This is a genomic window from Neobacillus sp. C211 (genome assembly GCF_051842875.1).
Taxonomy (GTDB): domain Bacteria; phylum Bacillota; class Bacilli; order Bacillales; family Cytobacillaceae; genus Neobacillus.
Map to the genome: position 1 here is coordinate 173,319 of NZ_JBPXRO010000008.1, position 15,223 is coordinate 188,541.

The window sequence follows — 15,223 nt, forward strand, 5'->3', positions numbered from 1 at the left end:
AAGCCCTTACAAAAAATTCTTTAGATACAATATTATCATATTTTACTGTTTAACGCATTAAAGAATTGATAATATTTGTAAACAATTTGTGAAGGAGTGAACAAAATGAATGTTAAACCAAATATTAGTATCTTAAATGCATTAATTCGGATTACGATTGGCTTAACGATTCTTTCCTGGACTACCTCTAAACAGGTCAAACACCCTTGGAGAGATTCTTATTTGTTTGTCGCATTGTGTGGGGCCATGAAGGTAGCAGAGGGAATTGTCCGCTATTGTCCGCTTACTGCTTTATTTGAAAAATGTCAGTGCATGATCGAGGATCACGATCGGGCGATGGATTCAATGGATGGAATGGAAGGACTTAATGGGGATGAAGATCAATTGGTTCCATATAATCCAACTTAAATTTGAATTTGGAGACTCCTGTTAGTATTTGTTAATATTTTCAATTTTTCGTAAAAATAATTCAAGTTTTGGTGGATAAATTTAATATTTCGTATAAATGATTTATATTTTGGTGGATAAAATTCAATTTCTCGTAGAAATAGCCCAAATTTTTATAAAAAAAATCAAATTTCACCTTTATTTTGCTAAAAAAGAGCTGACCCTAAAGAGGTCAGCCCTTAATTGGAGTTGATTGTTTATGTTTTGGGAGTATCTAACGGATATGTCGTTTGTTCTAATTGCCATTATCGGCAGCATTGTCGCACTTCTTTATGTGTTTATCCGTCGAACTGGAAAGAGGCGAGCCCGTTAGCGCGTAACGGGTTGGATCGCTTTTGCACCGATATCTTTTCGATAAAACACACCATCACATGTTAACTTTTCCAGTTCACGATACACTTTTTCTTGCGCTTCTACTATACTTTCGGCTTTGGCTCCTACAAGAAGCACCCTGCCTCCAGCAGTAACAAACTCACCTGCATCATTTTTCACTGTTCCTGCATGAAAAGTGAAAACCTCTTGATCATTTAACTCTGCTAACCCTGTTAACACTGCACCCTTTTCATATGCCTCAGGGTACCCTTTCGCAGCCACTACAGCACCGATCATAGCCTGTTCATCCCATTCAAGAGTAGGACATCCTCCATTTAAGAGCTCCAACACGACTTGAACTAAATCCGACTTCAATCTAGGCAGCACTACTTGTGTCTCGGGATCACCAAAACGGGCATTAAATTCAATCACCTTGGGACCATCAGGTGTTTTTATCAAACCCGCATATAACACGCCGCAAAAACTTCTGCCTTCCTGTACCATTGCTTTTGCCGCCGGAATTAGGACAGTATCAACAGCCGTTTGAACGGTCTCCGCACCGATTTGAGGAACAGGTGAGTAAGCACCCATTCCGCCTGTATTTGGACCAAGGTCACCATCATAGGCGCGTTTATGATCTTGAGCGATTTCTAATGGTACGACGACTTCACCATTCACCAATGCCATTAACGAAAATTCCTCACCCGCTAAAAACTCTTCAATGACTACACGGGATGACGCTGCACCGAATTTTGCATCAACAAGCATTTCTTCCACACTAGCAAGGGCCTCTTCTTTCGTGAGCGCTACGGTGACACCTTTTCCTGCTGCTAATCCGTCCGCTTTAATGACAATCGGCGCACCTTTTTCCTCAATGTAGTTACGGGCATCCTCATATTTAGTGAAAACAGCATAATCAGCCGTAGGAATTTGATATTTCTTCATTAATTCCTTTGCGAATGACTTGCTTCCTTCAATCTCGGCTGCTGCTTGGCGCGGACCGAATACGGCCAAACCAGCAGCTTCAAATTTGTCAGCAAGTCCCTCTAGCAAGGGTACCTCAGGTCCAATAATCGTTAAGCCCACTCCATTGTCCTTAGCGAACTGAAGGAGCTGTTCATGTTCCGACTCTGCAATCGAGACAAGTTCCGCTACATCTGCCATTCCGGGATTACCAGGAGCAACAAATACTTTTTCTAATCCTGCGCTTTCACTTACTTTTCGGCAAATTGCATGTTCTCTACCACCACGGCCGATAATCAGTACGTTCATCGAATGCCCTCCATCGGTTTAATGTTTAAAATGTCTAACTCCTGTAAACACCATTGCAATTCCATATTCATCAGCCTTTTTAATCGAATCCTCATCACGGATGGATCCACCTGGCTGAATAATTGCCGTAATTCCAGCTTTTGCCGCTGCTTCAACGGTATCGTCCATTGGGAAAAAGGCGTCTGATGCAAGAGCCGCTCCCTCAGCCTTTGTACCAGCTTGCTTCAACGCAATTTCAGCTGCACCTACTCTGTTCATCTGTCCAGCACCAATACCAATGGTCATATCCTCATTAGTAACCACAATCGCATTTGATTTCACATGCTTGACAACTTTCCAGCCCAGCTTTAATGCTTCCCATTCTGCATCTGTCGGTTGTCTTTTCGTGGCAACCGTGACGTTCGCATCTTCTAATGTATAACGGTCTTGCTCCTGAACTAACAATCCGCCTTCAATCGTTGTCATTTTTAACTCTGGTTTTTTAACATCATTAAACGGAATGGTTAACAGGCGAAGATTCTTTTTCCCCGTTAAAATCGCTAATGCTTCCTCTGAGAAGGAAGGCGCAATGATAATCTCTAAGAAAATTTCATGAAGTTTGCTTGCTGTTTGGGCATCTACTTCACGGTTAAAAGCAATGATTCCGCCAAAAATGGACACAGGATCGGCCGCAAATGCTTTTGTGAACGCATCATACCCTGTTTCACCTGTTCCAACACCGCATGGGTTCATATGCTTTACGGCTACAGCCGCTGGTTCTGCAAACTCTTTAACAATCTGCAAGGCTGCATCCGCATCGTTGATATTGTTATAAGATAGCTCTTTTCCATGAAGCTGGACGGCATTCGCAATCGAGAATGTCGAACCAAGTGGCTTTTTATAAAAAGCTGCTTGTTGGTGTGGATTTTCCCCATAACGAAGAGACTGTTTTAATTCATATGTTACGGTTAATGTCTCTGGATTCTTTTCTTCAGCCAACTGGGTCATATACTCCGCAATTAAGGCATCATAGGCTGCCGTGTGGCGGAACACCTTTGCTGCAAGCTTTCTTCTTGTTTCAAACTTCGTTTCACCATCTGCTTTTAATTCAGCAATTACAGTCTCGTAGTCAGTTGGATCGACCACAACAGTGACATATTGATGGTTTTTGGCAGAAGCACGAAGCATCGTTGGACCGCCGATATCAATATTTTCAATCGCATCGGCAACTGTAACATCTGGCTTTTCGATTGTTTGCTGGAAAGGATAAAGATTGACGCAAACCAGTTGAATTGCTTGTATTCCATGCTCGTCTAGCTGTTGTTGATGCTTTACATCATCCTGCTTTGCAAGCAAGCCGCCATGGATCAATGGATTTAATGTTTTTACACGACCTTCTAAAATTTCTGGAAAATTAGTTACATCACTAACACTAAGAACAGGTATACCCTGCTCTTGAAGAGCCTTTTTCGTGCCTCCTGTGGAAATAAGTTCATATCCTAGGCTGACTAAATCCCTTGCAAATTCAGTTATTCCATTTTTGTCAGAAACACTAATTAGCGCGCGCTTTTGTGTCATTGATTACATCTCCTTGTGTCAATAGCATTTGCAGTACGGATGGATAAAGCTTATGTTCGCTTTTCTGGATTTTCTGCTGCAGGCTTTCTCTTGTCTCATTTTCGTCGAGTCGAACCCGCTCCTGAATAATGATTGGGCCCGTATCCATTCCCTCATCAACGAAATGGATGGTGACACCGCTCCACTTCACTTGAGCAGCCAGTGCCTGCCCAATCGCATCTTTTCCAGGGAAAGCTGGAAGCAGTGAAGGATGGATATTGATGATCCTTCCTTTATACTCAGCTAACAATTTCGAACCAATCAAGCGCATGTATCCGGCAAGGACAATGAATTCTACACCTGAGGTCTTTAATTGAGCTAAAATTTCTTCCTCATAATGTTCCTTACTAGTATAGTCCTTTGCGGTAAAAACAAAACTCGGGATCTTTGCTGCTCTTGCTCTTTCAATCGCAAAGGCACCCGGTTTGTCGCAAACTAAAAGAGAAATATCTGCATCAAGATGGCCTGCTTGAACTACATCAATAATGGCTTGGAAATTACTTCCGCTCCCTGATGCAAACACAGCTATCTTTTTCATAGGCGGCCACCTTGAGCCTTGATGTTAATTCCTTCATTCCCAGTTACCACACCAATTTCATAAGCGGTCTCTCCAGATTGGTTAAAATGTTCTAACAGGTCAGCTGCATTTTCCGGATCCACAGCAATCACCATGCCGATCCCCATGTTAAAAATATTATACATCTCTTGGTAATCAATTTGTCCATGAGAAGATAGTAGTTTAAAAACAGGTGGGATATCCCAGCTTTTTTCATACAACTCTGCACCTAGACCCGCTGGCAGCATGCGCGGAATATTTTCAATAAATCCGCCGCCTGTTATATGAGCCATCCCTTTTAATTGGAACTTTTTCAACGCGGACAAAATCGGTTTCACATAAATTTTTGTAGGCTTGAGCAACTCTTCACCTAATGTACACCCGAGTTCATCAACAAAATCAAGTAACGACCAGTCATTAAATACTTTTCTTACAAGTGAATAACCATTGCTGTGAATACCGCTCGATGCTAAGCCAATCAGCACATCACCCGCTTGAATCGTTTCGCCCGTGATGAGCTGCGATTTTTCACAGGCTCCAACCGTAAATCCGGCTAAATCATACTCCGTTTCACTATACAATCCTGGCATTTCAGCTGTTTCACCGCCAACTAGCGCACAGCCAGCCTGCTCACAACCGTCGGCAATTCCTTTGACAATTGCCTCAATTTTTTCAGGCTCTGCTTTACCACACGCAATGTAATCTAAAAAGAACAAGGGCTCTGCACCCTGTACAACAATATCATTAACACACATCGCGACTGCATCGATCCCAATCGTATCATGCTTATCCATCCAAAAGGCAATCATCAGTTTCGTGCCCACCCCATCGGTGCCTGACACCAAAACTGGTTCTTTTAATTGGAGTGCTGATAAATCAAACATGCCGCCAAATCCACCCAAACCGCCAAGGACGCCAGCCCGGGCTGTTTTTTGAACATGCTTTTTCATTCTCTCTACTGCTTCATAGCCTGCTTCAATATTAACTCCTGCTTGCTTATACGCATTTGCCACGCTGCTCGCCCCATTCTACTTTTGGTAATAATATTGGAGTGTGTCAGGGTAAATTTCGGTTGGGTAATTTCCGGTAAAACAGCCAAGGCAATAACCGCTTGTGCCGTCCCCATCTTTTCTACCAATCGCTTCGATCATTCCCTCCACGCTAATAAACGTTAGCGTGTCCGCACCAATCAGTTCTCTCATTTCTTCGATCGATTTATCAGAGGCAATCAATTCTTCTTTTGTCGAGGTATCAATTCCATAGAAGCACGGATTTTTAATCGGAGGAGAGGTAATGACCACGTGAACCTCTGTTGCTCCTGCGTCTTTTAGCATCGTGACAATCCGCCTGCTTGTTGTTCCTCGAACAATCGAATCGTCCACCATCACGACTCTCTTTCCTTCTACTACGCCACGTACAGGGGAAAGCTTCATTTTTACCCCTTGCTCTCGTAACGATTGAGAAGGCTGGATGAACGTCCTTCCGACATAGCGGTTTTTGACTAATCCCATTTCATAGGGAATTCCCGTTGCTTCCGCATACCCAATCGCAGCTGAAATACTAGAATCCGGTACACCTGTGACGACATCCGCCTCAAACGGGGCTTCTACTGCCATTCTTTTCCCGAGGTTTTTACGGGCAGTATGAACGTTGATTCCTTGAATGTTACTGTCCGGTCTTGAAAAATAAATATATTCCATCGTACAAATAGCTTTCGTTGTACTTACAGCGAATTGTTCAGAAGTTATCCCCTCATCATTGATAATTAATAGTTCCCCGGGGCGAATATCGCGAATATATTCCGCACCTACTACATCAAAAGCACAGGTTTCTGATGCAACAATATAGGCATCTCCAAGGCATCCAAGCGAAAGAGGTCTTAAGCCGTGCGGATCAAGAGCCACCATTAATTCGTTTTCTGTCATGATAAGGTAGGCATACGCCCCTTTTAACATCGAGAGTGCGTTTTTGGCACGGTCCCTTGAATCAGTATAGCCGCTTCTCTTCATTAAGTGAGCTAATACCTCGGTATCAGAGCTTGTTTGAAAAATGCTCCCTTGAGCCTCAAGCTGATGTTTTAATGAGTTCACATTAACTAGGTTGCCATTATGTGCAAGGGCAAGACTTCCCATTTGTGAATGAAACAAGAGCGGCTGAACATTTTCGTACCCTCCGCCGCCTGCTGTTGCATACCGAACGTGTCCAATCGCTGCAGTACCTGTTAGTTCCTTCATGGCACTAGCCGTAAAGATTTCGGACACGAGCCCTTCACCCTTTACGCCTTTTAACTTACTTCCATCAGATACAACAATGCCTGTTCCTTCCTGGCCGCGATGCTGCAGGCTGTGAAGTCCGTAATAGGTAAGTTGTGCTGCGTCTACATGTCCCCAAACCCCAAAAATTCCACACTCTTCATTTAATCCCTTGATTTCAGGTAACATGGGATCGCCCCTTTCCAGGCATCTTTTAATTCTTCAATTGAAGCTTCAAGTACAGTTGACTCACCCATTGAGATTTGCAATTTAGCTGTATCGTTCACTAAACCGATTTGTACTGCGTCTACTAAGCTTTCAAATTCAAGCTTATCTTCTTCTTTTACCGACAAAAGGAAACGAGATTGTGTTTCACTGAATAAGGCAGAAACTAGGTTCCCCGCTATTTCTACTTCCGCTCCAAGCTTTTCATTCGCAAAAAGACATTCAGCTAACCCAACGGCTAAACCGCCTTCTGATAGGTCATGAGCTGATTGAACCAAACCTGCACGAATCGCAGCTAGGACCTGATTCTGTCTTTCTTTTTCAATCGTTATATTTAATTCAGGGGCTTTACCGAACACCTTTCCGTTCAGAAGCTTTTGCAGTTCACTGCCGCCGAATTCATCCTTTGTCTCCCCGACTAAATAAATAAGGTTGCCGCTATTTTTAAAGTGCTGTGTCGTAATATGATCAATATCGGTTACTAAACCAACCATCCCGACGACTGGTGTTGGATAGATCGCTGTTCCACTTGTTTCGTTATATAAAGAGACGTTTCCACCAATTACCGGTGTCTCAAGAACACGGCAGGCTTCGCTCATGCCATCAGCAGCTTTTTCAATCTGCCAGAACACTTCTGGTTTTTCCGGGTTTCCGAAATTTAGGTTGTCTGTAATCGCTAATGGTTCCGCACCAGAACAAACAATATTGCGGGCTGCTTCTGCCACGGCGATCTTCCCACCCATTTCTGGATCTAAATAGACATAGCGGGAATTACAATCCGTTGTCATCGCTAATGCTTTCCTTGTTCCACGAATTCTAACAACGGCAGCATCTGATCCTGGGGAAACGACTGTATTGGTACGCACCATGTAATCGTACTGCTCATACACCCATTCCTTACTTGCAACAGTTGGCTGACGTAAAATTTGTAAAAGCGTTTCTTTCACATCATCTACCTGTGGAATTTCGTTCTCCATCGCTTGGAACTCTTTAAAATAGCTTGGTTCTTTTGACGGTTTTTGGTAAACCGGTGCATCTTCCGCTAACGCATCAGCCGGAACGTCCGCAACGATTTCCCCGTTATGAATGAGACGAAGCTGTTTATCGCTAGTTACTGTCCCGATACCAACTGCCTCAAGTCCGTATTTTTCAAAAAGCTCGACGATTTCTTGTTCTCTACCTTTTTTCACAACGATGAGCATCCGTTCTTGGGATTCAGATAACATCATTTCGTAAGCAGACATCCCTGTTTCCCGCTGTGGAACCAAGTCTAAATTCATTTCGATTCCCATGCCTGCTTTACTGGCCATTTCCGCAGATGAGCTGACAAGTCCCGCTGCACCCATGTCCTGAATGCCAACAAGTGCATCAAAATGAATTAATTCTAAGCAAGCTTCAAGCAGTAATTTTTCCATAAATGGGTCGCCTACTTGAACTGCAGGACGATCCTCATTGGATTGTTCCGTTAATTCCTCGGAAGCAAAGGTTGCACCATGAATTCCGTCTCGGCCAGTTTTAGCCCCAACATACATAACAGTATTGCCTTCACCATGTGCTTGCCCTTTTTTAATGTCCTTATGGTCAATTAGTCCAACACACATGGCATTGACTAACGGATTTCCTTCATAGCAAGGGTCGAATTGGATTTCGCCGCCAACTGTTGGAATTCCAATACAGTTGCCATAGCCGGCAATCCCTGCAACGACCTCTTTAAATAAATAGCGTACCCGGGCGGAGTCCAGTTCACCAAAGCGAAGCGAGTTTAACATAGCGATTGGTCTTGCTCCCATCGAGAAAACATCACGGATAATACCGCCTACGCCGGTTGCTGCTCCTTGATATGGTTCAATAGCTGATGGGTGATTATGACTTTCTATTTTAAAAACAACAGCTTGTTCATCGCCGATATCGACGATACCCGCACCTTCACCAGGTCCTTGTAAAACTCGTTCCCCTGTAATCGGGAACTTTCTAAGAATCGGCTTCGAATTTTTGTAGCTGCAATGTTCCGACCACATGACGGAAAATAAACCTGTTTCGGTATAATTCGGTGTACGTCCAAGAATGTTTTCAACCATTGCAAATTCTTCGTCGGACAAACCCATTTGCTGATATATTTTTTCTGCTTTGATCTGGTTAGGATTTGGTTCAAGCGTTGACAACATGTGCTTCCCTCCAAGCTTTTACAATCGATTGGAACATTTTCAGTCCATCGGCGCCGCCTAATAGTTCATCTACTGCTCTTTCCGGGTGTGGCATCATCCCAAGAACGTTTCCTTTTTCATTGGTAATTCCAGCGATATCAGCAAGACTACCGTTCGGATTCTGATTATAGGTAAAAACAATTTGATTATTTTCTTTCAGCTTCGCAAGTGTTTCCTCGTCACAATAGTAATTTCCTTCACCGTGCGCAACAGGGACAACAATTGATTCCCCTTTGCTGTATTCAGACGTAAACATCGTCTGATTGTTTTCTACTTTTAACTCAACAGGCTTACAAATAAATGAGAGGCTTTCGTTTCGTCTCATAGCGCCTGGAAGTAACCCTGCTTCGAGCAGAATTTGAAATCCATTACATACTCCAAGAACCGGCTTTCCTGCTTCTGCCGCTTTGATGACTTCTTTCATAACATTACTAAATCTAGCAATAGCTCCAGTGCGCAAATAGTCACCATAAGAAAAGCCGCCTGGAAGCAAAATTCCATCAAATTCTTCTAAGCTTTCAGAATCATGCCAAACATATTCAACTTGCTCTCCAAGTTCATCTTGAATGGCATGGAACATATCAACGTCACAATTTGATCCTGGGAAGACGATGACTGCAAATTTCACAGAGTAACACACTCCTCTACTTCGTAACGGTAATCTTCAATGACCGGATTTGCTAAAAGATTGGTACAGATTTCATTGATCACTTCATTAATATCCCGCTCTGATTTTTCAATCGTTAACTCCATAAATTTACCGATTCGGACATCGGCTACTTCCTTATAGTTTAGAGAATGTAAAGAGTTGGTTACTGCTTTCCCCTGTGGGTCTAATACACTTTCTCTTAACGTGACAAATACCTTTACTTTATACATGCTGACGTCCTCCCAATCTCGCTAAAATATTTTCGTAAGCATCTGTTAAACTTCCTAAATCACGGCGGAATACATCCTTATCGAGCTTTTCATTGGTTTCTTTATCCCATAGCCTGCAGGTGTCGGGGGAAATTTCATCGGCAAGTAATATTTGACCGTCCTTGTCTTTTCCAAACTCTAGTTTAAAATCGATGAGACGTATGCCAAGTTCATTGAAGAAGCTTGATAAAACTGTATTAATTTGGAGTGCTTTTTCTCGTAAAATTGCTGCATCCACTTCAGTTGCAACTTGCAGTTCAAGGATGTGATCTAATGTTACAAGCGGATCTCCAAGTTCATCGTTTTTCAGGTAAAACTCAACAATCGGCGTCGATAACTCGCGGCCCTCTTCGATTCCCAATCTATTGGCAAGGCTTCCTGCCGCAATATTTCGGACAACTACTTCAAGCGGAATGATGGTTACTTTTTTCACCAATTGTTCTATTTCAGATATACGCTCGATAAAGTGGGATTCAATTCCCTGTTCTTTAAGTTTTAAAAATAACAAACTAGTAATCTCGTTATTTAAACGGCCTTTTCCTGTGATGTCAGCCTTCTTTTGTCCGTTATAAGCAGTTGCTGAATCCTTATACTCAACCAAAACAATCTGTTCGTCGTCTGTTGCATAAATTCGTTTCGCTTTTCCTTCGTATAAAGGTTTTTTCATTGTAGAAACGCCTCCTATATTGCAATATTGGGAATCTTCATACTAGGCGAGAGGCATGGGTGCCCCAGCTCTCGCCTTTTTTATGTTTTAGTTACATGTCCTTTTACTCATTCAACCCTAAGCGGTCAAAAATTGTATCTACATGTTGCAGATGATAGCTATAATCAAAACAATCGGCAATTTCAGCACTGGATAGCAGCGAAGTAATTTTATCCTCTGCTTCAATTAAGCTGCGGAAAGGAACTTGTTTCTCCCATGCTTCCATCGCCTTTGGCTGTACTGTGTCATAGGCTTCTTCGCGAGATAACCCCTTATCAATCAGCGCAAGCAACACACGTTGGGAATAAATCAACCCGAGGGTACGATCCATGTTGCGCTTCATATTCTCCGGATAAACGGTTAGGTTCTTCACAATGTTTCCAAAGCGGTTCAACATATAATTCAAAGCAATAGTGGCATCTGGCAAAATGATCCGTTCCGCAGATGAGTGAGAGATATCACGTTCATGCCAAAGCGGTACATTTTCGTAAGCCGTCATCATATAGCCACGAATCACGCGGGCCAAACCGGTCATATTTTCCGAACCTATTGGATTTCGTTTATGTGGCATTGCTGAAGATCCCTTTTGTCCCTTTGCAAAAAACTCTTCTACCTCACGAGTTTCACTCTTTTGCAGTCCGCGAACCTCAACAGCGAATTTCTCAATAGAAGTTGCAATCAAAGCAAGCGTCGACATGTAGTGGGCATGGCGGTCGCGCTGCAAGGTTTGCGTCGAAATCGGCGCCCGTTGCAACCCTAATTTTTCACATACATACTGTTCTACAAACGGATTAATATTCGCGTATGTCCCCACCGCACCCGAAATCTTTCCGAACTCGATACCCTCGGCCGCTTGTCTAAAGCGCTCCAAGTTCCGTTTCATTTCTTCATACCAAAGGGCAAGCTTTAAACCAAATGTGGTCGGCTCCGCATGAACTCCGTGCGTCCGTCCCATCATTACCGTTAATTTATGTTCCTTGGCTTTATTTTTTAATATCTCAACAAAGTTTTCTAAGTCTTTTTGTAAAATCGCATTGGCCTGCTTTAATAAATAAGAAAGGGCCGTATCAACCACATCTGTTGAAGTTAGGCCGTAATGGACCCATTTCCGCTCTTCCCCTAATGTTTCAGAGACAGCTCGGGTAAAGGCAACCACATCGTGCCGTGTTTCCTCTTCGATCTCCTTAATGCGGTCAATATTAAAAGAGGCATTTTCACGAAGTTTCTTAACATCTTCCTTTGGAATATCCCCAAGTTCTGCCCATGCTTCACATGCAAGGATTTCCACCTCAAGCCAAGCATTAAAGCGGTTTTCCTCTGTCCAAATAGCTCCCATTTCCGGTCTAGTATAACGATCAATCATGTTTTATCCCCCGATCTTTTCTTTTGTTTTTTTCCAGATGCTGCTTTCATTAATTTCCGCAAGAGCCGCTTCGACACTCTCTCGCAAAATCGTCACATGGCCCATTTTCCGTTTGATTTTTGGTTCTTTTTTTCCATATAAATGAATCTTCCAGTCATTCAAAGTCGGAATTTCCTCATATAGGTTTTCAAGATGCTCTCCTAATAGGTTAACCATAACAGCCGGTTTTAATAGCCCCGTTCTCCCTAGCGGCCAATTACAGATCGCACGGATATGCTGCTCGAACTGTGACGTTTCACAAGCTTCAATTGTGAAATGGCCAGAATTATGCGGGCGCGGCGCCAATTCATTAATATAAATGGTTCCATCACTAGTCAAAAACATTTCGACAGCAAGCGTCCCGACTAATTGTAACGAATCGGCCAGCTTCTTTGCCAGTTGAATAGCTTCTCTTTGTAAAACTTGTGAAATTCGTGCAGGAACAATCGTTGTATCTAAAATATTTTCTTCATGAATGTTTTCAGCGACTGGAAAAAATGTCGTTTCACCATCAAGCTTTCGTGTCACAATCACAGATATCTCTTTTTCAAAGGGAATCCATTTTTCTACTACACAGGCACCATGTTTTAGAAGGGGTTCCCCTTTCGATAAATCCTGAGGTTCCCTAATCACCAGCTGGCCTTTTCCGTCATAACCGCCTCTTGCCGTTTTCAGGACAGCCGGGTAACCGATGGTGTTTATTTTTAAAAGTAAATCCTCTATGCTGTTAACTACTTCATATGGTGCAACATCCACCCAAGCTTGTTGGATGGCTGCTTTCTCCTTAATCCTGTCCTGCGTGACCGTTAACAGCCGCGGCCCTTGCGGCACATAAGCTTGATCACATAACCAGTCTAATGTATCTGCATCAATGTTTTCAAATTCATATGTGATGACATCACTAACTTCTGCTAATTTACCGATGGCTTTTCGATCATCATAAGCCCCAATGACTTCAATATCTGCGACTTGTCCGCACGGAGAATCTGCCGTCGGTTCTAATACCGCAATTCGAAAGCCTTGAGCCTTTGCCGCTAGAGCCATCATACGACCAAGTTGGCCGCCGCCGATAATTCCTATCGTTGCTCCTGGTAAAATCGTTTTGTTAGACAAGTTGATCACTACTTTCCAGTACCTCTTGTTTAGTTGCTTCTCTTCTTGCTTCTAATTTTCCAGCTAATTCAGCGTCTCCCGTTGCTAAAATTTGTGCAGCTAGTAAACCGGCATTCACTGCACCCGCTTTGCCAATCGCTACTGTTGCTACAGGTACACCACCCGGCATTTGGACGATAGACAGCAAAGAATCCAATCCCTTTAATGCCTGTGTTTGTACTGGAACACCGATGACCGGCAAGATGGTTTGTGAAGCTACCATTCCGGGAAGGTGGGCCGCACCTCCGGCTCCGGCAATAATCACCTTTAAACCTCTATCTCTGGCTTCCTTTGCATATGTAAACATCAAATCAGGTGTCCGATGGGCTGATACCACTTTTTTTTCATAAGCAATTTCTAACTGGTCGAGAACCTCACAAGTATATTTCATTGATTCCCAATCCGATTTACTCCCCATGATAACTCCAACAAGAATGGACATCGCTAATCCTCCTTTTTTACCTAAATAAAAAGCCCGAACAAATAGCTTCTCAAGAAAGAGAAAGCCATTTGTTCGGGCATAACAATAGAAAGGGGCCAGCCCTTAATCTACCGAACATATTGACTTTCCCTCATAGTCCAATAATTTACGGTTATTGGGTAGAAACTTATGGGCCATATCCCCATGGATATACGAGGGTAAAGATAAATTGTTTAATTCACTCCTATATAGTACAATCAACTCAGGAAGGTGTCAACACATAAATCGAACGTTATTTTCAAATCGAACTATAATGTTCGTGTTTTACTCTGTTAATATGCCTTCAAAGATGATTTGGCGTGCTACTGGTTCATAAATAGTTTCGCTGCCTTTTTTTATTTCATGAAAAATTGGCTTCTCCGTTCGGCGTACAGGCGTATATCCCAACTTTTTCATTCTATTCAAGCATTCCTCAATACTTTCGTTTTCATGTACCTCAAATTGCATTTTCTTTTTACCCATTGACACTAATTACCTCTCTTTCCACCTTTAATGTCTCTCTCTAAGTAAGGCATTTTCTACCTCTCTTAATAACATAGTGTCTTCTGCTAACTTTATTTCGTAATCAAACAGGGTTTGAGCAATAATCCTTCTTGCTCCTTTTGCCGCATCCCAGTAATAGGCATCATCCACAAGACCCGTTACTGTGTATTCTATCCCTCGATAACCCGAATTTATCGTAGTCATTCCATATACTTTGAACGGCTCTATCGCACAATTGGAATGGTCTAACTTTAAACATGGTTTGTGTACTTCATTTATTTTTTCACACGCAATCTCAAGAATTTCAAACACCCTTTCAGGATTTTCCCGATAGCTTACCACTACTCTTTCAATCACCCTCATTTGATCGATATTAAAGTTGTGAATCTGTTTTACTTCTCCATTGCTTATCGTTAAAACCTTTCCACTCCATTCTCTAATCTTTAAGAACCTTAATCCTATATCCACAACCGTCCCATTAAAGGTATTATTGATTGTGATAAAATCACCTTTATGCAGCTGCTTTTCATAAATTAAGAAAATACCTGAGAGAATATCTTTGATTAAGCTTTGCGCCCCAAACCCAACGATTACCCCGACAACCCCTGCTCCAGCAAGAATTCTTCCAAAATTACTTACATATTGGGATATCGCAAAAAAGATGAAACTAATCGTAACTGTGTATTTTGTTAAAGAGCGGATCATGCTTTCAATCGTTTGCTCTTTTCGTTCCTCAATGAAATGGGTTTTTAGAAAGAAATTATGAACTGTTTTATTTATGATAAAAACAATGACCCTTGCAATAACAGCAGCTATTAGAATACTTATCAGTTTATTGTGATGCAGGAATTCCATCCAATCCATCATATCACCCACTTGTCTTCCAATCATACTTAGTGTTCGCAATGTTTGATGATAATAACAATTGATGGAAAAATAATTTTCCGATAGACTTTTTTCCTGCTCACTTGTGGAGTTTTGTCTTTAGGAGCCTTTCCGATAGACATTTCTCTTGTTTACTTGTGGGATTTGTCCTTCGGATCCTTAACAATAGGCATTTTACACGTTAACCTGCATGGTAAAATAAACATCTAACACCAAACAAGTTTCTCTCCATAACAAAAAGACAACCTTTTCAGGTTGTCCTTTAAATAGTGCCTGGCAACGTCCTACTCTCACAGGGACGCGTGTCCCAACTACCATCGGCGCTGAGAAGC

General features: G+C 42.3%; 16 protein-coding genes and 1 riboswitch. Of the genes, 2 read left to right on the forward strand and 14 right to left on the reverse strand.

The window, feature by feature from the left end; genetic code table 11:
* Nucleotides 1-105 precede the first annotated feature (105 nt).
* On the forward strand, nucleotides 106-408 hold the full coding sequence (locus ACSU6B_RS10175) for a YgaP family membrane protein (protein ID WP_410884884.1): 303 nt from the start codon (nucleotides 106-108) through the stop codon (nucleotides 406-408).
* A gap of 238 nt (nucleotides 409-646) precedes the next feature.
* Nucleotides 647-760, forward strand: coding sequence for an EYxxD motif small membrane protein (locus ACSU6B_RS10180; RefSeq protein ID WP_348982634.1), 114 nt, complete (start codon nucleotides 647-649; stop codon nucleotides 758-760).
* Here ACSU6B_RS10180 and purD read toward each other — a convergent pair.
* From purD to ACSU6B_RS10250, 14 genes are all read right to left on the reverse strand, one after another.
* On the reverse strand, nucleotides 757-2,031 hold the full coding sequence (gene purD / locus ACSU6B_RS10185; protein ID WP_214998040.1) for a phosphoribosylamine--glycine ligase: 1,275 nt from the start codon (nucleotides 2,029-2,031) through the stop codon (nucleotides 757-759). The two genes, ACSU6B_RS10180 and purD, sit on opposite strands and share 4 nt — an antisense overlap.
* Nucleotides 2,032-2,049: 18 nt before the next feature.
* The gene (gene purH, locus ACSU6B_RS10190) at nucleotides 2,050-3,588 is read right to left on the reverse strand and encodes a bifunctional phosphoribosylaminoimidazolecarboxamide formyltransferase/IMP cyclohydrolase (RefSeq protein WP_214998039.1); all 1,539 of its coding nucleotides are present in this window, start codon (nucleotides 3,586-3,588) and stop codon (nucleotides 2,050-2,052) included.
* Nucleotides 3,563-4,165 (reverse strand): phosphoribosylglycinamide formyltransferase, encoded by a 603-nt coding sequence (gene purN / locus ACSU6B_RS10195; RefSeq protein ID WP_410884887.1) that lies wholly within the window; start codon nucleotides 4,163-4,165, stop codon nucleotides 3,563-3,565. The genes purH and purN overlap by 26 nt, the downstream gene beginning before the upstream one ends.
* A complete protein-coding gene (purM, locus tag ACSU6B_RS10200; RefSeq protein WP_098934677.1) occupies nucleotides 4,162-5,196 on the reverse strand; it encodes a phosphoribosylformylglycinamidine cyclo-ligase in 1,035 nt (344 codons plus the stop codon). Before purM ends, purN begins: the two co-directional genes overlap by 4 nt.
* Nucleotides 5,197-5,211: 15 nt before the next feature.
* Nucleotides 5,212-6,624: an amidophosphoribosyltransferase gene (gene purF / locus ACSU6B_RS10205; protein ID WP_168241646.1), complete on the reverse strand. Its 1,413-nt coding sequence runs from the start codon at nucleotides 6,622-6,624 to the stop codon at nucleotides 5,212-5,214.
* Nucleotides 6,600-8,825, reverse strand: coding sequence for a phosphoribosylformylglycinamidine synthase subunit PurL (purL, locus tag ACSU6B_RS10210; RefSeq protein WP_088085143.1), 2,226 nt, complete (start codon nucleotides 8,823-8,825; stop codon nucleotides 6,600-6,602). The genes purF and purL overlap by 25 nt, the downstream gene beginning before the upstream one ends.
* Entirely contained in the window at nucleotides 8,809-9,492 is a 684-nt protein-coding gene (gene purQ, locus ACSU6B_RS10215) for a phosphoribosylformylglycinamidine synthase subunit PurQ (protein WP_214998035.1), read from the reverse strand. The genes purL and purQ overlap by 17 nt, the downstream gene beginning before the upstream one ends.
* Nucleotides 9,489-9,743, reverse strand: a complete 255-nt coding sequence (gene purS, locus ACSU6B_RS10220) for a phosphoribosylformylglycinamidine synthase subunit PurS (protein ID WP_410884890.1) — start codon at nucleotides 9,741-9,743, stop codon at nucleotides 9,489-9,491. Before purS ends, purQ begins: the two co-directional genes overlap by 4 nt.
* Nucleotides 9,736-10,449 (reverse strand): phosphoribosylaminoimidazolesuccinocarboxamide synthase, encoded by a 714-nt coding sequence (gene purC / locus ACSU6B_RS10225; RefSeq protein ID WP_410884891.1) that lies wholly within the window; start codon nucleotides 10,447-10,449, stop codon nucleotides 9,736-9,738. The genes purS and purC overlap by 8 nt, the downstream gene beginning before the upstream one ends.
* A gap of 103 nt (nucleotides 10,450-10,552) precedes the next feature.
* Entirely contained in the window at nucleotides 10,553-11,851 is a 1,299-nt protein-coding gene (gene purB, locus ACSU6B_RS10230) for an adenylosuccinate lyase (protein ID WP_088085139.1), read from the reverse strand.
* A 3-nt stretch (nucleotides 11,852-11,854) separates the two neighbouring features.
* Nucleotides 11,855-13,003 (reverse strand): 5-(carboxyamino)imidazole ribonucleotide synthase, encoded by a 1,149-nt coding sequence (gene purK, locus ACSU6B_RS10235; RefSeq protein WP_410884893.1) that lies wholly within the window; start codon nucleotides 13,001-13,003, stop codon nucleotides 11,855-11,857.
* Nucleotides 12,996-13,484, reverse strand: a complete 489-nt coding sequence (gene purE, locus ACSU6B_RS10240; RefSeq protein WP_088085138.1) for a 5-(carboxyamino)imidazole ribonucleotide mutase — start codon at nucleotides 13,482-13,484, stop codon at nucleotides 12,996-12,998. The genes purK and purE overlap by 8 nt, the downstream gene beginning before the upstream one ends.
* A 113-nt stretch (nucleotides 13,485-13,597) precedes the next feature.
* Nucleotides 13,598-13,699: riboswitch (purine riboswitch) on the reverse strand.
* 88 nt (nucleotides 13,700-13,787) lie between these two features.
* A complete protein-coding gene (locus ACSU6B_RS10245) occupies nucleotides 13,788-13,991 on the reverse strand; it encodes an NETI motif-containing protein (RefSeq protein ID WP_410884895.1) in 204 nt (67 codons plus the stop codon).
* A gap of 21 nt (nucleotides 13,992-14,012) precedes the next feature.
* Nucleotides 14,013-14,873, reverse strand: coding sequence for a mechanosensitive ion channel family protein (locus ACSU6B_RS10250; protein ID WP_410884897.1), 861 nt, complete (start codon nucleotides 14,871-14,873; stop codon nucleotides 14,013-14,015).
* Nucleotides 14,874-15,223: the final 350 nt, after the last annotated feature.